This is a genomic window from Exiguobacterium sp. EA-TM-5 (assembly GCF_053878415.1).
In genome coordinates, this window is the sequence record NZ_CM132670.1 from 2,940,736 (window position 1) to 2,959,479 (window position 18,744).

Annotated in this window: 17 protein-coding genes; 12 read left to right on the plus strand and 5 right to left on the minus strand. The window is 44.5% G+C overall.

Annotation, left to right across the window (positions count from 1 at the left end):
- Positions 1-137: 137 nt before the first annotated feature.
- Positions 138-992: a CvfB family protein gene (locus ACV3PA_RS15455; RefSeq protein ID WP_456125175.1), complete on the minus strand. Its 855-nt coding sequence runs from the start codon at positions 990-992 to the stop codon at positions 138-140.
- A 233-nt stretch (positions 993-1,225) separates the two neighbouring features.
- Between ACV3PA_RS15455 and ACV3PA_RS15460 the strand changes: the two genes are divergently transcribed.
- From ACV3PA_RS15460 to ACV3PA_RS15490, 7 genes are all read left to right on the plus strand, one after another.
- Positions 1,226-1,393 (plus strand): hypothetical protein, encoded by a 168-nt coding sequence (locus tag ACV3PA_RS15460; RefSeq protein WP_200904879.1) that lies wholly within the window; start codon positions 1,226-1,228, stop codon positions 1,391-1,393.
- A 126-nt stretch (positions 1,394-1,519) separates the two neighbouring features.
- Positions 1,520-1,825 (plus strand): hypothetical protein, encoded by a 306-nt coding sequence (locus ACV3PA_RS15465; protein WP_053452212.1) that lies wholly within the window; start codon positions 1,520-1,522, stop codon positions 1,823-1,825.
- A gap of 38 nt (positions 1,826-1,863) precedes the next feature.
- Positions 1,864-2,121, plus strand: a complete 258-nt coding sequence (locus ACV3PA_RS15470; protein ID WP_023467272.1) for a hypothetical protein — start codon at positions 1,864-1,866, stop codon at positions 2,119-2,121.
- Between the two features lie 79 nt (positions 2,122-2,200).
- Positions 2,201-2,899, plus strand: a complete 699-nt coding sequence (locus ACV3PA_RS15475; protein ID WP_053452213.1) for a lysophospholipid acyltransferase family protein — start codon at positions 2,201-2,203, stop codon at positions 2,897-2,899.
- 1 nt (position 2,900) lies between these two features.
- Complete coding sequence (locus ACV3PA_RS15480; RefSeq protein WP_053452214.1) at positions 2,901-4,799, plus strand: ABC-F family ATP-binding cassette domain-containing protein; 1,899 nt, start codon at positions 2,901-2,903, stop codon at positions 4,797-4,799.
- 179 nt (positions 4,800-4,978) lie between these two features.
- On the plus strand, positions 4,979-6,811 hold the full coding sequence (locus tag ACV3PA_RS15485) for a GGDEF domain-containing protein (protein WP_235504827.1): 1,833 nt from the start codon (positions 4,979-4,981) through the stop codon (positions 6,809-6,811).
- 10 nt (positions 6,812-6,821) lie between these two features.
- Positions 6,822-8,609 (plus strand): diguanylate cyclase domain-containing protein, encoded by a 1,788-nt coding sequence (locus ACV3PA_RS15490; RefSeq protein ID WP_456125176.1) that lies wholly within the window; start codon positions 6,822-6,824, stop codon positions 8,607-8,609.
- Between the two features lie 56 nt (positions 8,610-8,665).
- Here the strand turns inward: ACV3PA_RS15490 and ACV3PA_RS15495 are convergent, their stop codons facing one another.
- From ACV3PA_RS15495 to ACV3PA_RS15505, 3 genes are read right to left on the minus strand one after another with little or no spacing between them, the layout of a single operon-like run.
- Positions 8,666-9,310 carry a hypothetical protein gene (locus tag ACV3PA_RS15495; protein ID WP_053452217.1) on the minus strand — a complete coding sequence of 215 codons (645 nt, stop codon included), beginning with the start codon at positions 9,308-9,310 and terminating at the stop codon, positions 8,666-8,668.
- Complete coding sequence (locus tag ACV3PA_RS15500; protein ID WP_035412637.1) at positions 9,307-10,479, minus strand: DEAD/DEAH box helicase; 1,173 nt, start codon at positions 10,477-10,479, stop codon at positions 9,307-9,309. Before ACV3PA_RS15500 ends, ACV3PA_RS15495 begins: the two co-directional genes overlap by 4 nt.
- 28 nt (positions 10,480-10,507) lie before the next feature.
- Positions 10,508-10,936 carry a hypothetical protein gene (locus ACV3PA_RS15505; protein WP_053452218.1) on the minus strand — a complete coding sequence of 143 codons (429 nt, stop codon included), beginning with the start codon at positions 10,934-10,936 and terminating at the stop codon, positions 10,508-10,510.
- A 339-nt stretch (positions 10,937-11,275) separates the two neighbouring features.
- Between ACV3PA_RS15505 and pflB the strand changes: the two genes are divergently transcribed.
- The 3 genes from pflB to abc-f all read left to right on the plus strand — a co-directional run bounded on the left by pflB (position 11,276) and on the right by abc-f (position 16,248).
- Positions 11,276-13,525 carry a formate C-acetyltransferase gene (gene pflB / locus ACV3PA_RS15510; protein ID WP_456125177.1) on the plus strand — a complete coding sequence of 750 codons (2,250 nt, stop codon included), beginning with the start codon at positions 11,276-11,278 and terminating at the stop codon, positions 13,523-13,525.
- 31 nt (positions 13,526-13,556) lie between these two features.
- Positions 13,557-14,276 carry a pyruvate formate-lyase-activating protein gene (gene pflA, locus ACV3PA_RS15515; RefSeq protein WP_456125178.1) on the plus strand — a complete coding sequence of 240 codons (720 nt, stop codon included), beginning with the start codon at positions 13,557-13,559 and terminating at the stop codon, positions 14,274-14,276.
- Between the two features lie 271 nt (positions 14,277-14,547).
- A complete protein-coding gene (abc-f, locus tag ACV3PA_RS15520; RefSeq protein WP_456125179.1) occupies positions 14,548-16,248 on the plus strand; it encodes a ribosomal protection-like ABC-F family protein in 1,701 nt (566 codons plus the stop codon).
- Between the two features lie 74 nt (positions 16,249-16,322).
- Here the strand turns inward: abc-f and rsgA are convergent, their stop codons facing one another.
- Positions 16,323-17,372 (minus strand): ribosome small subunit-dependent GTPase A, encoded by a 1,050-nt coding sequence (gene rsgA, locus ACV3PA_RS15525; RefSeq protein WP_456125180.1) that lies wholly within the window; start codon positions 17,370-17,372, stop codon positions 16,323-16,325.
- Between the two features lie 273 nt (positions 17,373-17,645).
- Here rsgA and ACV3PA_RS15530 point away from each other — a divergent pair, with 273 nt between their 5' ends.
- Both ACV3PA_RS15530 and ACV3PA_RS15535 read left to right on the plus strand, forming a co-directional pair.
- Positions 17,646-18,023, plus strand: coding sequence for a lmo0954 family membrane protein (locus tag ACV3PA_RS15530; protein ID WP_456125181.1), 378 nt, complete (start codon positions 17,646-17,648; stop codon positions 18,021-18,023).
- Positions 18,024-18,072: 49 nt separating this feature from the next.
- A complete protein-coding gene (locus tag ACV3PA_RS15535; RefSeq protein WP_053452224.1) occupies positions 18,073-18,690 on the plus strand; it encodes a PspA/IM30 family protein in 618 nt (205 codons plus the stop codon).
- The last annotated feature ends 54 nt before the right edge of the window (positions 18,691-18,744 follow it).

An 18,744-nucleotide genomic window follows, 5' to 3' on the forward strand; every position in this document is an offset into this window, starting at 1 on the left:
CGTGCGATGAAACGTCATCGCGTGCCCCCACTAGTGATGGGGTATATTCAGTAAATGGTCGCCGGTAATACCAGCCGCAACCACCAAAATGATGAATTCCTTACTATCTATTCGAAACGCAGGCTTATTCAGTTCGATTATTTCGTTAACTGAATACCCGTTTCATTTTTTTCTATTTTTTTATCCTTCAACAGGCGACCGAGCGCTCGTTTGAATGCTGCCTTACTGAGACCGAATACTTCGTCGATCGTTTCGGGAGCTGTCTTATCACCATACGGCATCTGACCATCATGTTCAAGTAGATGGTTCAAAATCAACTCCGCATCTGTATCGATGGCTTCAAAGGCACGTGGTCGTGCTGAAAGTAATACTGTACCATCTGGTTTTACATTTGTCACTCGTAATTTCAACACTTCTCCAAGACGCGGCCAGCGTTCCATCTCGCGTTCGTGCAAGAATCCAATCGACTGATCGTTAACCCAAACATTGACGCCTGGCTCGCGTTGTGAAAAGACGAGACCTTCTACGTCCATGTTATTCCACTCTTCTGGTGCCGGCTTTGCACGCAAGTTGAAGTAAGCATATGGTGCAGGGTCTCCGAGTAAACGAAGCTTCTGGTCATGTTTAAGACGAATGAAGAGTTGATCGCCTTCTTCTGGCCAAAACATGCGTCGTTGCGGTAAATCGTCAAGTGAGACGAGTACGTCTTTTTGAATACCGATATTTGCAAATACTCCTGTGTTATAACGTGTTCCATTGATTGTCGTTTTGACGTAATCTTCAAATGATGCTTCTGGAATCGTCATCGATGATGCTAGACGCCCTTCATTATCTTGATACAAGAAGACTTCGACCTGTTCATCGATGCCTACTTTCTGTGTTTGTTCATTGTTATGCAACAACACATCTTCGTTTCCATCTGTTAGAAACACTCCGAACTCTGCTTCGCGTTCTACTTTTAATGTGACAACCTGTCCTGCGCGTAATCCCATTTCGGGTCATCTCCTCTCTATATTTGAATCAATTCAAGTCTTCTCGAATCGTTCTGCTGTTCTTTCCCTACCATACTATACTCTTTTTTCATTCATCTCTGATATCGACCACATAGTGCTAGATGTGACATATTTGTGAACGGAACACATTTGCGTGATTTTTTTGAAAAAAAGATATATGATTAAACAATAGGAAAAAGAAGGTTTAGTTTAGGTAAATATGGGGGATAAAAATGTTTCATAACATTCAATCGCGTTCGTTCGCACGACGCTTCACGAAAACATTGGTTTTTGCATTTTTCGCTTTCCTTGCTACGATCGGAATCGTTTTCGCAGAAGGATCGAACAATACAGATATGACACCGAAGACACCAGCGCTTCAACAAATCGATCGCCCTTAAAATCTACACCTTTCGTGTGGATTTTTTTGTTTTTTCCGGACATTTACAGGACGATAAAGGAAAATCATATTTGACCTCGAATTAAATGAATATGCCATCATCTTAATTTCTGAGGAGGAAACGAACGTGCTCTTCTATTTATTCACGACGATCGCGGGTCTCATCACTACATATTTAAGCTTTGTCACTGGCTTTTACACCGGTTCAATCGGTGTATTCGTCTTTACATTAGCAATTTGCCTGTCGCTATCCTCAATTCGTCAGTTGATTCGCACTTCCTATCTTACTTATATTGAATATATCCAACATCGTCGTGTCCAAAAACAATATGAACGTATGAAAAAACGAGAACAATCTTATCAGATTGCTTATCCTGATCGCGATTCGAGTACACCACTTGCATTCTCCGCGACAGACCAGCATGATAAGTAAGGAACACGATTTCATCATCTAGGAGGAACAGATTCATTATGAACGAAATCCCTTTATCAAACGGTTGGACACTTCGCTACTCACCTGTCATCGATTTATGGTTGAAGGAAGATGGCGTACTGCTCGTAGATCACGAAGATAAGGTCCGCTTGACTCTCATTTTGGATGAGGAGACGATGGAGATCAAACAGATCGACAATACGAACGCTACGTTCTCTGTTGATCCAACAACACGTCGCCTTACCTTCGAACTAGGAGAAAGCGAAGAGGAATCTGAGCCTCGTTACTGGGAATAATCACGTAGACTGGGTGCGACACCCGGTCTTTTTTTGTACAATAACATCAGCAATGAAAAAAAGGAGCTGTTACTTCACCATGATACGTACTGTCATTTGGTTCATTTATTTTGGACTTGTCTTACCCTGTACCTTACCTTTTTTACCTAGTGCAAAACGTCGAACTCACCTCGCACGCTATGCATTCGTCCAGCGCGTAGCAAGCGCATGGGCAAACTCTCTCCTTCGACTCGCTGGTGTTCGTGTAAACGTGACGGGACAAGAACACATCCCGGCAAATGAGCCTGTCGTTTTCATTTCGAATCACCAAGGGAACTTTGACGTCCCGATTCTACTTGGAAAAATCGACAAACCGAAAGCATTCATCTCAAAAATCGAAGTGAATAAAATTCCGATCGTCAATGTTTGGATGAATTTGATGGGGTGTGTCATGATTGACCGAAAAGACCGACGTCAATCTCTAAAAGCAATTCGCTCTGGTGTCGACACGATCAAAGACGGACAATCGATGATCATTTTCCCTGAAGGAACACGTTCAAAAGGTGGACCGATGGCGGAATTCAAAGCGGGAAGCTTTACGCTTGCGACTTCAAGCGGCGCTCGTGTCGTACCCGTCGCGATTTCCGGTAGTTATCGTGTTATGGAAGAGACGGGTAAGATTCGCCCGGCTACAGTCGAAGTTACGATTTTACCGTCGATTGATCCAAGTACAATGACACAGAAAGAACTTGTCCATATGGTCGAACATCAAATCAAACAGATTGTAGAAGGTGTCTAATATGTTAATGAAAGCAGAAAATCTCAAAAAAGAATTCGCTGATAAAATCGTCTTCGAGGATGTCACATTTTCCGTCTCGCCTGGTGACCGAATCGGCATCATTGGTGTCAACGGTACTGGTAAATCGACTCTCCTGCATATTTTAGCAAATAAAGAGACAGCAGACGCCGGTACAATCCACCATCCAAATGATTATCGTATCCGTTTGCTGTCGCAAACGACGGATTATCCCGAAGATCAAACCGTCATGGAAGTCTTGCTGTCTGGTGATACACCGACAATCAACGCATTACGACACTATGAAACGGCGCGTCTAGCACTCGAACAGGATCCCACGAGCGAGACGTTGCTGAACCGCTTCATCGTCGCTCAGACCGAAGTCGATGCTGCGCAAGCGTGGGATACGGAATCGCGCTTAAAAATGATCTTAAACAAACTCGGTATTCTCGACTTGAATGCGTTGATTGGTTCTCTTTCCGGAGGACAACGAAAACGTGTCGGACTCGCGGAAGCGTTACTCGACGAAGCCGATCTCCTGTTACTCGATGAACCGACGAACGAACTCGATGCTGAGACAATCAGCTGGCTTGAGACTCAAATCAAGGAATACCGTGGTGCTATCTTACTGATCACTCACGATCGCTATTTCTTGAATCGTGTCACGAATCATATGATGGAGATTGCGAACGGAACGGCTTACTTCTATGTCGGAAACTATGAATCGTTTCTCGAAAAACGTGCCGAACGTCGCGAACGAACTGCTTCTATGGAAGAAAAGCGTCAGAACATTCTACGTCGTGAACTTGCTTGGTTACGCCGCGGTGCTAAAGCACGGACGACGAAACAAAAAGCTCGGATTCAGCGCGTTGATGCCTTGCAAGATCTCTCATACGAAGAAGAAGAGTCGACGCTCGAAGTCCAGGTTGGTTCGACGCGTCTTGGCAAAAAAGTCATCGAAGCACATGACGTCTCGCATCGATTTGGTGATAGAACACTGTTTGAGTCGTTCAACGCCCTGATTGGACGGAAAGAACGATATGGAATCGTCGGACGAAATGGTAGTGGGAAATCAACGCTTCTTTCAATCCTTGCGAAACGTTTAGAGCCGACAACCGGTGAAATCATTCACGGCGAAACAGTGAAGATCGGCTTTTATGGTCAATTTGCTGAATTCACGCATCCAGAACGACGCGTCATCGATGAAGTCGAACGGATTGCAAAAGTCATTACGACTCTCGCTGGTGAGGAGATTACGGCAAGTCAGATGCTCGAACAATTTCTCTTTAAACCAGAAGCACAATACAAACAAATCGGTAAGCTATCCGGTGGTGAAAAACGTCGTCTGAAATTGTTGACGATTTTAATGGAAGAACCAAACGTCCTCTTCCTCGATGAGCCGACGAATGATTTAGATACCGAGACGTTATCGGTACTCGAAGACTATTTAGAATCATTCCCTGGCACCGTCATCACTGTTAGTCATGATCGCTATTTCCTTGATCGGGTCGTTGATCGTCTGATTGCTTTTGAAGACGCGACTATTGTTTTTTATTACGGACAATATACGGACTATCTTGAGCAAATCACAACACCTACTCCTTCAGTAGTCGTTGAAAAAATCGCTTCAGTTGCTCCACTAAAAGCAGAGGCACCGAAGAAGTTGAGCTATCAAGAACAACAGGATTGGGATGTCATTGAACAACAAATCGAAGAGAGCGAAGCCGAGCTAGAACAATTAGAAGCTGAACTTGCTTCGGCAGGAAGTGATCTCGGGAAGGTCAATGAATTGTATCAATCCATTGAAAAAACGAAAGCAACGCTTGATGAACGGATGGAATATTGGACGTATCTATCTGAAAAAATCGAAGCATTTGAGTCGTACCGTCAATCCAATCAGTGATATGAATAAGCGGAAGTTCTTCATTAAGAAGAACCCCGCTTTTTTCATTAAATGGGAATAGACTCTTAATTTCAATTTAAATATGAAAATAAATGTGAATTCATACTAGATATCGGGTAATGATATAGCATATTTCGTTTTAAGCAGGTGTTGCGAAAGGAGGAGTTTCCGTGACACGGATGATCCAAAATCTCTACCTTACCGTCTCCATTTACTTAGTTGTCACTTATACCTTGCTATCGCTATTACCACTAGATCGTTCACTACAACTTTCAGCAATCATCAGTTTAACCGGATCATTTGTTATTTTCGTACTTAGTCTATTGGGTTCTCTCCAGCATCCTTCTTTCATGTATAGATGGTTATCCATTGCTTTCTTTGCTTATTTCTTTGGAGATTTGCTGAATATGATGGGACGTCTCTTGCAATGGGACGATGTTAATTTGAACGTTTTGTTAGATGTTCCTTATACGATTCATTTAACGATGATGGTTATTTTCTTTTTTCAGCAATTGGATTTAAGGCTATTTCAAAAACAAAAGTTATTGATTCTCGACTCTTTGACATTGTTCACTGTCTCTATGATTGCTGGATATATTGCGATTTTTCGCTTTATCCCCTCTTATACACGAACGATGCTCGAGCAAATCAGTTGGACCTTCTATGCCTTCTTGACGATTTTATTGACGTTGTTCTTTTTCTTACTTTACGCTTCCGGGTTAAAACGGAATGTTTCAAGATTAAGCTTCATCTATCTAGTACTCGGGACATTCATTCTCGGTATGACAAACTTTATTTTTTATACAACATTATTGAACGGTGAACCACAAATAGCAGGTCAGTTGCTTCCGTTATATCCACTCAGCAGTCTGTTTCTCATCGCTTTTATGAATACTCGTACCCTTCCGATTATTCGTGAACAGCAAGTTACTCTTATTCGCGTCGAAACAATCATGCGTTCCTTAATGGCTTATATCTTATTATCTGCGCTAATTCTCTATATTACATTCTTTCCTGTCTCCCGAATCTTTTTCTTGCTGTCTGTCGGCATTACGTTTTTATTGTTTTTAACGCGTCAGCTTTTTTCATATCGGGAAAATCTACGACTATTACAGGAAACAACCGCACTACAAACGAATTTAGAAGATATTGTCCATCAAAAAACGGCATTGTTACAATTGCGAGAACAAGAACTAACGTCCTTATTTTTATCCTATCCAGAAATCGTTCTTGAAATCGATGACATGTATCACATTCGATCGGTTAACCCAGCGGCGGCAGCTACAGGATGGAACGATTTTCCACTTGGACCGAGTCAACGTTGGCAATTAAATCAACTCATCCCTCTGCTAAAACAGGAACAACTGAGCTTTCCGTTTCATCTATTGCATATACCTGCTACAGAGGAACATCCAGAATATTTTTTGAATACGACCGTGATCGATGTCCCAGATCAGAAGCGCTATTTTGTCATCTTAGCGGACGTTACGGAAGACCACCAACAGGAAGTATGGCTCGAACGGATGGGATATCACGATTCGCTTACGCGTTTACCAAATCGACGTTACTTTGAAGAGCAGCTTTATCTCATGCTCCCGACTCTAGATTACGGCTCCTTGTTATTCATTGATTTGGACGGCTTCAAACAAATCAATGATACCTACGGACATGATATCGGTGATTTACTGTTACAAGAAACAGCAATACGCCTGCAGTCCATGGCGATGACAACGGATCTCGTTGCACGTCTTGGGGGAGATGAGTTCTTGATTTTCATTCAGGCATCAGCTTCGGAAACACGACAATTTGCTGAACATGTTCTCGAAGTCCTGAATCATCCGTTCTTTATCGACCCACATACGCTTCATATCACACCTTCCATCGGGATTTCCTTATATCCTGAAGATGGTAAAAGTTCAGAACAGTTATTGATTCGGGCAGATGAAGCCATGTATCACATCAAGAATACCGAAAAAAATAACTTTTTATTCGCAACTCAAATCAAACGTTAGGAGGAATTGCATGGTTAAATCAAACTATTTCACGCGTTGGTTCCCTGCCATGCTGTTGATTTCCTTTGCCTTAATGATCCTTGCTACATGGACACCCTCCATCTCTAATCGAATCGTGGAACAAGGGCTTCAATATGTATCACTTTGCTTGATTGCATATTTTATTTTGACTGCCTATCGCAAGGAACAAACATTGGTCGTACCCCGACGTAAATTTTGGCTGATTGCTTTAGGATCGCTAGTTTTATCCTGTATTGGGTCCATTCTTGAAACTTTGCGCTTCTTTGATTTAGATGGTTCAGTTCCCGCCGTGTACAGTCTGATTTTGTTTTCGTTATCCCATTACGTCTTTTTATACGCTATCTTTTATCGAATCATCACAAAACGGACACTCGGACAACACGTGCTCGCATTCGTAGATGCCGCCATCATTGTTGTTTTCATCGGACTTGTCACGTTTCACGTTCTCAATGAACTGACGAATCCAGGGCTTCAAACTGTTCCCTATGCCATTATCGTCATTACGAACACGTCGCTTGGTTTGTTTGTTTTCTTCTATTTCACGTTCATCCAAGAAACACACTGGGTATCCCGGATGGCGTTATTTTTATTATTCTTGTCCATTTTCATTCGCGGTATCTTTGAAATCTCAAGTGTCTATTTTCCAGATTTCTCAGCGAATTATCTGCTATTCTTCCCGATATTGATTCGCTTAGCACAAAGTGCAGCGATTTTATGGCATGTTGATCATATTGAAGAAGGAACTGCTCGAACGAAGGTCATTCCCCGTTCGTGGCTTCCTTTACTAGCCGTTCCTTTATTCATCCACTATATGGTGGAACAAGAAGGTGGAAAACTTGATATCTTTATCATCTTATTTTTGTTAATCGTTCGACAAATCTTGATTGCTCGTCAGCATGGATTGATCGTCGCTCAATTGCATGAACGAAACGAACAACTCGCTTCACGCATCGAGCATCGAAAACAACAAATCCAAGAGAGCGAACAGCAAGTGATTCCACTTTTTCTCGGTCATCCTGATCCGATGATTCGACTTGATCAATTCGGAACTGCTCTATACGCAAATTTAGCTGCACAACGTTTGTTTCATTTGCCCGATATGACAATTGAACAGGTTCCACGTACGATGCGTCACTTGTTAGAGACACTTGAAACAGATATTGATGAGTATGAAGATGAACAGCAAAAACAGTATGAAGTCATTGATATTCCAATTCAAATCGCTTCGACTTCAATGGGACGATTTACGATTTTACATGATATTACTGAACGAAAAATTCGACAGAAGCAGATTGAGTACCATGCTTACCATGACGCTTTAACAAGTATCGGTAACCGTCGTTCCTTAGAACGAGATTTTTCGGATCGTTTACCCGAGATGAATTATCTAGCAGTGGTCGATTTAGATGGTTTCAAGCAAGTCAATGATACGTATGGTCATGAGGCCGGCGATTATGTATTAATTGAAGTCGCAAAACGATTACATGATCATACGAATGCTTTAGAACAGGTGTATCGACTCGGTGGAGATGAATTTGCGGTTCTCTTGCAAGCTGATGACGAACTATCTTTACGTCGGAAATGTAAATCCTTCTTACAATATTTAAGACGTCCTTATGTATACAAGGGGCAATCTTTGCTTGTTTCTGCAAGTATCGGTGTGACGGCACGTGATCAATCCGATCTTGAAACATGCTTAAAACAAGCCGACCTTGCGATGTACCGCGTGAAGCACCGGGATAAAAACGATGTCGCTTTGTATCGCGCCGATTCATGAAAAAAACCTAGCATGAGTTGCCTGCGATTGGGGTCAACTCATGCTAGGTTTTCGTTTTATTCTTCTGGTCTTGGTGCAATGTTACCTTCTTCGATATCAAGTAGCAAATCGATTAACTCTGCACAAAATTCGGGATACTGACGAAGTAACGCGTCTTCTCCCACTTCATCTACGAAATCGGTTAGCAAGGCAAGGACTTCAGGTACTAATGCGCGCGCTACCTTCATGTAGGCAATCGCAAAACGCCATTTCCCCGAAATGTAGAGTAGTTTCCCAACTAATAAATCACCCACTTCGACTTCAATCTCAGTCAAATCGGTCTGATACGTTTGTTTTGACATTAAATCAACGACGCCATCCGCCTCGACCTGAAATAATGAGGGCATCGGGTCTGCTAATCCACGTAAGGCACGATAGAGACTAGGAGACAACTCTTCTTTTACTTGCTCGAGAAAACGACCGTGAGGCGTTTTCCCTTGATCATCCGTTTCATAGAAGATTGCCCAGTCAACGAATAGGTCCCGGAACAGTTCAGCATCTTTTAAATACCAACGTCCTTCTGTCGCGATCTCTTCAATGAAAGCGACCCAATCCGTACTACGTGCTGTTGCCGCCTCTTGATACATTTTCTTCAAGGCTGCATTCATTTCCGCTTCAGAAACCGTCGTCGGAAATGGAATTACTTTTCGATCGTTCTTCATTTCGATCGCCCTTTCCGGTGAGGAGTAGCCGGTCGCTTAATTGTCTGAGGAGCTGTGAATTCACGTTTTGGAATCACTTCACCACGGTAAATTTCCATTGGTTCCATCTCAACACCCATTTGCTTCGCAAGTGTTTTTAAGTGCTTTAAGTCTTGATCCGTTACAAGAGCGAGTACCATCCCATTTGCATTTCCACGTCCTGTCCGTCCTGAACGGTGAACGAAATCGTCAAGCGACTCCGGCAAATCGTAATGAACGACGTGCGTGACCGCCTCGATATCAAGTCCACGTGCTGCAAGACCTGTCGTGACGAGTAAGGGGAACTCCCCTTTTTTATAAGAACGTAATGTCTCCATCCGCTCACGTTTCCCTTTTTCAGCGTCTAGAATCCGATACTTTAATGAGAATTTACTCAATTCGCCATTCAACGGACCGAGGAAAGAACGATTGTTGATGAATGTGAGTACTTTTGATCCTTGCATGTTCGCAAGACGACGTAACAATTCTGGTTTTTGACGACGTGATGTCTCTAGATAACCAAATGTCACTTGAGTGCTGACGGCACGTTCGACACGAATCGTTTCAGGATCGTTCGCAAGCGTCCGTCCCCATTCTGCTGTCCGTTCTGGTAACGTCGCTGATACGAATGCCAGTTGACGATCGCGTAATGCACTGTTTGCGATCCGCGTCGCCGAGTCACTCATACCACTCTCATAGATTTGATCCGCTTCATCTAAAACAATCAGCTTCACTTTATGCATCTTCAGCTTCTTTGAATCAATCAACTCGACGAGACGTCCAGGTGTACCAACAATGATTTGTGGTTTTTTCTTCAATCGCTCATACTGTCGCTTCAATTCAACGCCGCCAATGAATGCACCGGATTTAATACCACTTCCTTGAGCAAATAATTGGATGACTTGATGAATTTGCATGACGAGTTCTCGAGTTGGTGCTGTGATGACGACTTGTACGTGAGGCTCTTCTACTTCAATCTTTTCTAAAGCTGGAATAACATAGGCAAGCGTCTTCCCTGTTCCTGTTGGGGCTTCAGCAAGAACATCTTTTCCTTCGCGCAACAATGGAATCGCTTGTTCTTGAACAGGCATCAACTCCGTAAAACGTGCTCGCTCCCATGCTTCCTGTAAAAATGGTTTTGTAAAATTCATAACGATTTCTCCTACTCTCTTAATTCCATCATGCCGTTACGTATTCGACATGATCTCCTGATCCATCACGGTAACCCCGTAACGTTTGTGTATATTCATTCCCTGCATCGAGCAATCGAATGTGGAACCGGATTTCTGTTTCATCAGCTTCTTCTTCTAGAATCTCAAACCCTTGGATGACACGATCCTGTAACTCAGCAGCGAGTGCCGGATACTCTGCAAGACTTGCATACGTCGCTTTTACATCCACTGGACGACGAACAAGCGCAATCCAATACGATTCATCATAGCCGATAAAGTCTTCATAATCAAAATCATCTTCAAATCGAATCCAGAATCCATCGCTTTCGAATTCCGTGATCATACCAGTTCGTGTTGAACCGTCCGAACCGATTTTTAGCGAGACCCAGTCTCCTGACTGATAGTCTCCTTGTTGTGTTAATGACACATACTCCATTTGGCACACCTCCACGTTCTATATTCCCTTTTTCATTGTCAACGATACGTCCTAAAAACACAAGATACCGTCGCGTGACATTCCTCACAGTTTCAACTGTTCTAATAACTCTTTTTCAATTCCACTCATACAGTTTCTAGAAAACCTTGAATTAGCAACACCAAACTGTTTTTTCTGAACTATTCTCATATGAACACAGAAATAAAGAAAGCGCGTCATATCAACGTTTCTTCACTTGTTAGAACATTCACATGAACGTAAAGGGAATACATCCCTCCTTTTGTTACACTATTCACATAAGGAACTGATGAGTAACTCAATTCTAAAGGAGTGGTATCTATGTTATTAGAGAAAACGAGTGGCTGGGCGACCTTTACGTCTGGTGAATGGGTAAACGCAATCGATGTCGCAAACTTCATCCGGCTCAATCGCACGGAATATACAGGAGATGATCACTTTTTAGTTGGTCCAACGCAAGCAACGGAACAACTCTGGCAACAAATTCTACAGCTGACGAATGAAGAACAACAACGTGGTGGAGTTTACGCCGTCGATGCCAAAACACCTTCAACAATTCTATCGCACGATGCGGGTTACCTCGATCGATCACTTGAAAAAGTCGTCGGCTTGCAGACGGACGAACCGTTCAAACGTTCGATTCATCCGAATGGCGGAATTCGCATGGTAAACGACGCTTTAGCTGCTTACGGATTTGAAGCAGATGAGACCGTGACGAAAGTTTTTAGTGAATACCGGAAGACACATAACCAAGGCGTTTTCGATGCCTATACGCCAGAAATGCGCGCCGCACGTAAAGCTGGCATCATTACAGGACTACCAGACGCCTACGGACGCGGTCGAATCATCGGCGACTATCGTCGCGTCGCTTTGTACGGTACAACACGTTTGATTGAAGATCGCAAACGGGACTTGAAAGTGCGCGGCGGATTCCTCTCTGAATCAATGATTCGTGATCGCGAAGAGATGAATGAGCAATTACGTGCCCTGACGGAACTGACTGAACTCGGAACACGCTATGGTTTTGATCTCTCTCGTCCAGCGGAAACAGCACAAGAAGCGTTCCAGTGGGTCTACCTTGCTTATCTCGCTGCGATCAAGGAGCAAAATGGTGCCGCCATGTCACTCGGTCGGGTTTCGACGTTCTTCGACATCTATATCGAACGTGATCTTGCGACGGGTCGACTAACGGAAGAAACAGCACAAGAACTCGTCGATCATTTCGTTATGAAGCTTCGAATCGTCAAGTTCTTACGGACACCAGACTATAACGATCTCTTCTCGGGTGATCCGACGTGGGTTACGGAATCGATTGGTGGGATGAGCGAAGATGGTCGATCAAACGTAACGAAAAGTTCATTCCGCTTCCTGCATACGCTCTCGACGCTTGGTCCGGCACCGGAACCGAACCTAACTGTTCTTTGGTCCACTCAGCTTCCACGTGGATTTAAGGAGTTTTGTGCGAAAATGTCGATCGTATCGAGCTCGATTCAATATGAGAACGATGATCTGATGTTACCAGTCTACGGTGACGATTATGGCATCGCTTGTTGTGTCTCCGCGATGCGGATCGGTAAACAGATGCAATTCTTCGGTGCACGGGCGAACCTTGCGAAAGCATTACTCTATACGATCAATGGCGGAATCGATGAGAAGCTCAAAATCCAAGTCGCCCCAGCAACACCATTGATGCTTGATGAAGTACTAGATTACGAAACCGTCATGGCGGCTTACGATCGTCAACTCGATTGGTTAGCAGAACTATATGTCAACACTCTCAATGTCATTCACTACATGCACGATAAATATAGTTACGAACGGATTGAAATGGCCTTACATGACCCAGAAATTTTACGGACGATGGCATGTGGTATCGCTGGATTATCGGTCGTCGCTGATAGTCTATCTGCCATCCGTTACGCGACAGTCCGTCCGATCCGAGATGCAGACGGTATTGCAGTTGATTTCAAGATTGAAGGCGAATTTCCGAAGTTCGGGAATAACGATGAACGGGTCGATCAAATGGCTGTCGATCTCGTGACACTATTCATGGAAAAAATCCGTAAACATCCCACGTACCGGAGTGCACTCCCAACACAGTCTGTTCTGACGATCACTTCAAATGTCGTCTACGGTAAAAAGACAGGGAATACACCAGATGGTCGTCGCGCTGGCGAACCATTCGCACCGGGGGCTAATCCGATGCATGGACGTGATACGCGTGGTGCTGTCGCTGCTCTGACATCTGTCGGGAAACTACCTTATGAACATGCACTCGATGGTATCTCGTACACGTTCTCAATCGTTCCAAAAGCGCTTGGTAAGGATGACGCAACACGTATTCGTAATACGGTCGGTTTACTCGACGGATATATGGGTGGTACGACTTCAAAAGGTCATCACTTAAATGTCAACGTCTTCGATCGTGAGACTTTACTCGATGCCATGGAGCATCCGGAGCAGTATCCACAATTGACGATTCGAGTATCCGGCTATGCCGTCAACTTCATTAAATTGACGCGTGAACAACAAATTGATGTCATCAATCGAACATTCCACGGTTCTCTCTAAATAGTTTAGTATGTGAAAGGAAGTGAGCAGGATGACGCAAGGGATGATTCACTCTGTTGAATCATGTGGAACGGTCGATGGTCCAGGCATTCGATTCATCGTCTTTACGCAAGGGTGTCCACTACGATGTCAATATTGTCATAACGTCGATACCTGGGAATTTGGTTGCGGACGTCGTGTTTCAGCAGACGAAGTCATAAAAGAAGCGATCAGCTATCGCTCCTTCTTCAAGGCAACAGGTGGCGGAATCACCTTCTCTGGAGGTGAACCACTCGCTCAGCCAGAATTCCTGGAGGCTGCTTTAACAGAAGCGAAACGAAATGGATTGCATACTGTCATCGATACCGCAGGATCAGTGATTCCGAAAAACATCGATGCGATTCTCGATGCGACGGATTTAGTTCTACTTGATGTCAAACATATCGACGATGCCGCTTGTCGTGTCTTGACCGGACGGAGTAACGCTAATACACTCGCCTTCGCAAAACGCCTAGCTGAGCGAAACATCCCCGTCTGGATTCGCCACGTTCTTGTCCCAGGCATTACGATGTCTGAACGTTTCCTGCGTCAGACCGGTGAGTTCATCCGAACGCTCGGAAATGTCGAGCGCGTCGAAGTACTTCCATATCATCAGCTTGGAGTCTATAAGTGGGAAAACCTCGGTCTTGCTTATCCGTTGACGGACGTTCTTCCTCCTTCGCCAGAAGAAGCAGATGCTGCACAAACGCTTCTTGAATCATACTTGTGTTAACTTTTCCATTTTGTTACAATGACGTCATAGATTATGAACAGGAGGTACAACACCGAAATGAAGCAATCACTCGTACACGTCGCTTGATGAATGAAATCATCTCTTTCGCAATGCAGTTGCGGATGTCTGACGCTACGAGTCTGCTCTTTTTCGGTGTGACCGGTCATTGGTCATCGCCTTCTTTGAGTTACTCCTGCACACCATCCGCGCGCTTCGGATGGTGTGTTTTCATTTCATCTTACTGGAAATGAAACCTAAAGGAGCTGCTTTTATGCCTACTGAAACACTTACGATTCAACACCTATCGATGGATTACGACGAACGACGCCTTTTCTCGGACGTCTCCTTTCATATTCATGCTGGCGAACACGTCGCTTTGATTGGTCCGAACGGCATCGGAAAAACGACATTGTTACACTTAATCGCTGACCAACTTCAGCCGACTGACGGTTCGATCAAGCGTCATTTCAAAAAACTCGGTCTACTATCACAACACTTCGTAGCGGGCAATCACACCGTTCTCGATGTCGTCGAACGAGCAGATTTAGTCCGTTATCAACTTCGCGCTGACGCCATGAACGGTGACTTGACGGTCTATCAACAAGCACTTGATCTGGACGCCTTCTCGCTTGAAGCAGATGCGACGCGCGTCTTAAAAGAAGTGAAACTAGATGAAGTACTCTGGAGACACGAAGCATCCAGTTTAAGCGGTGGTGAACAGACACGCCTTCAACTTGCCTGTCTACTTCTGTTGCGACCTGATTTCATCATTCTCGATGAACCGACGAATCACCTGGATCAAGAGACACTCGATTGGCTCACCGAATGGGTCAACACGTCACGGGTCTCGATTCTCTATGTCTCACACGAACGATTTTTCATCGATGCGACGGCAGATGCCGTCATTGAACTATCCGAATCAGGAGCAACGCGGTATAACGGAAACTACCAGTTCTATAAAGAACAAAAGGAACATCAAGCCTTGTCACAGCAACGAGCGTATGAAAAACAAGAACGCACACGCAAAGAACTAACCCGCATGATCCAAGGCTATCGGCAGTGGCATCAAAAAGCTTCGGATCAAGCTAGTGAACGCGATCCATATGCGAAAAAGAAAGCCGCTAAACACGCAACAAAGGTCAAAGCAAAAGAACAACAGCTTGAACGTCTGTTAGAGGACCGTGTCAAAAAACCCGAGGTCGCACCGACTGTTCACGTAGCATTCGAACATGAAGCGATTCATGCGAAGCGACTCGTTTCGTTCGAACACGTCACATTTAGGCATGGGACGAAAACCATTCTAAACGACATCTCATTTTCGATCGATCGCAGTGACCGGATTGCCGTTACTGGACCGAATGGAAGCGGAAAAACGACCTTACTTCGTCTCATTGAAGGAGAATATATACCGAATCAAGGGAGAGTGCTACGCCATCCTCGATTAAAAACCGGCTATTTTTCACAAGCGCTTTCCCACTTACCGACGTCAGGTCCTTTGTTAGATGCATTACTCGAATTCGGAACAATGAGTGAAACGGATGCCCGGACACTGCTCGCCTGTTTTTTATTCCGGCGCGATGATGTTTATCGGTCGATTACTGACGCCAGCATGGGTGAAAAATGCCGAATTGCTTTCTTACGCCTTTATTTTTCTGGTGCGCATCTGCTTATTCTAGATGAACCGACTAACTATTTGGATCTCGCAACACGTGAACAAATTGAAGCCGCACTTGATGTCTTCCCGGGCGAACTCCTCTTCGTCTCTCACGATCGCTATTTTACCGATCGTCTATCGAATCGGACATTTGATTTAACGGCTGGATTCGAAGATCATCCAGTTGGAACTGCTACCGTACGAAACGCGCGCCACAGTGACCTTGAAGCAATTCAATCCGATTTAACCCGGCTCGATGCTTTAACGGGGATCGTACCGTTTAATACGGCATCCAATGAATCTCCCGAAAAAGAATAATGCGAAAAAGCATCTGCACTGAGAAAGAGACGTACTCTTTCTTCGTTGCAGATGCTTTTCGTATGTCGTTCGTATTATCGCTTTTGATACTTCACTTTCGTATGCGCTTGTGCTTGTTTGTGGATTTTTTTCCACTTGTCTTTCTCCGCTGCCTGTAACGCAGCGTTTTGCTTACGTTCCGCATAAGCGATTTCTCGTTTTAGCTTTACGAAGCTATTCCAGCGCTCGGTGGATAGCATTCCATCCTGTAAAGCAGTTCGTACGGCACATCCTGGTTCCTTGTCATGTTCACAGTTTCGGAAACGACAGTTCTCAGCAAGTTCTTCAATATCGGAAAAGGTCGACGATAAACCGTCACCTCCGTCCCACAAAGCTAATTCCCGCATCCCTGGTGTATCGACGAGCAATAGACCATTCGCAAGTCGTTTCAGTTCGCGATGCGTCGTCGTGTGACGTCCCCGTTCATCGTCTTCCCGTACGCCCCCTGTTTCCATTAACTGTTCTCCAGCTAAAGCATTGACAAGCGTCGATTTCCCGACACCAGACGATCCAACTAACACGATCGTCTGCTTGATTTGTAACTGTTCACGCAACGCTTCTAATCCGTCACCGCTCAAAGAATCAACGGCAAGGATTGATGTTCCGAACGCGACTGCTTCGACAGCCTGTAGTTCCATTTCGATCGACGCCATCAAACTCTTTTTCGTCAGGACGATGACAGGCGTCACCCCTGCATCCCAAGCAACTGTTAAATAACGTTCCAGTCGACGGACGTTGAAGTCATGTCCAAAAGCCATGACAAGCAAGGCGACATCGACATTCGCGCAGATGATTTGTTCCTCGGTTTCTGTGCCCGCTACTTTTCGCGAAAATTGAGACGATCGAGGTAAAACACGCTCAATCCGTCCCTTCCCCGGTTCTCGCTCTGTTTGAATGATCCAGTCTCCAACTGCCGGCAATTCTGCCTTTGTCGTAGATTGGAAACGCAGTTTACCAGACAGTTCGCTGAGCGACTCTCCTTCTTCTGTCATGACGCGATAATGCGTTTGATAGACAGCTATGATCCGTCCTAATCGTTCTGTTCCTGTCGTTTCGTAGACAGGTGGTGTACCCCATTCGTTCAAATGGTTTCCTCCTCTGATTTAAGGGAGGGAAACCCCTCCCTGGTTTCCGACACATGTTACTTTTTTAGCGTTGATAGTTGCACTCATCAACATCACTCCTCTCAATTCGATTCCTTTCTAGAATATCATATCAATCGTTCATTCTGATAGCGCTTCCCTCAAAGTCAGACCTTCTCTCCGCCTTAAGTCCGAGAGCAAATACGGTCCAAAGAGCGTCGTGTGAATCAAGGGACTCCCGTATCATAAAGGTATTAACACAAGGGAGGCTTCCTCATGAAGCAATCGAAAGGAAAACAAGTGGTGATGATTCTTGCGGGACTGGCATTACTCGCCGTTGTCATCGGAACATTACCTCACATGATCGGACTCGGTTTAGGAGCGTTGCTCGCGTTCTATTCCATCAGTAAGTTCATGCAGTCAAAAAAATGGTCAGCTAAACTTGGCTTCGGATTCATCGCAGCCATCGGGATTGGGCTTGCCCTCTCGAACATCTGGGCTGTCATCGGAATCGTCGCGGCAATCGCATTGTACGTCGGTTACATGCGTATGAAATTACAGCGTGTCGACGTTCAAAACTTATTTGCCCGCCGCCGTACATCAACGACGCACTTTGAAGCGGATTGGAAAGACCTAGACGAAAAACGATTTTAATCAAAAGCATGACCCTATACCATTTGCCACTTCCAAGGAGGAATTTTTCATGAAGAACGTATTTGATCAACTCAATGATTTTGCGACACAGATGATGACGGAAGTCAAAAAAGCAGCCGAACAGGGCGAAGTACCTGCTAAAAAACTGGTTCGTCATATTCGCTCAACCGAAGCTGACTTAAAAGAGATTGATCGACTCCTCGAGCGTCAACGGACGTTATTACAAGAGTTGACACAGAAACAAGAAGAAGCGAAGGATTTAGCCGACAAACGTTTTAAGCAAGTGGAAATCGCAAACGAAGCCGGTGAACAACAACTGGCTGAACGTGCAGCCATCGAATCGAAACATTATGGTGAACAATACCGATTCTTCGAAGAACTTGTCGCTGAGACGAAACGCGAGTTGAACGAGCTAGAACGCGAAGCGCTCGAGTTGAAATTAAAGCTTGAAGATTTACAAAATAAACGGTACGAATGGATGATGCGTGAAAACGTCTCGAACTTAAAAAACAAGATGAACCAGGTGCTAGATCGTGAACCAAATGCTACTATAAAGGAAGAAGCACATCCGTTCACAGCGGAAGAACCAGAAGCAAAACAACCTGTCGTCGATGAAGATGATATCGATGCGCGTATCGCTGAGCTCGAGCGCCGCATTCACCAATAAGCAGTCAATGGCGAAGGAGGCGTATGCCTCCCTTTGTCATGTTAGAAAGGAGAT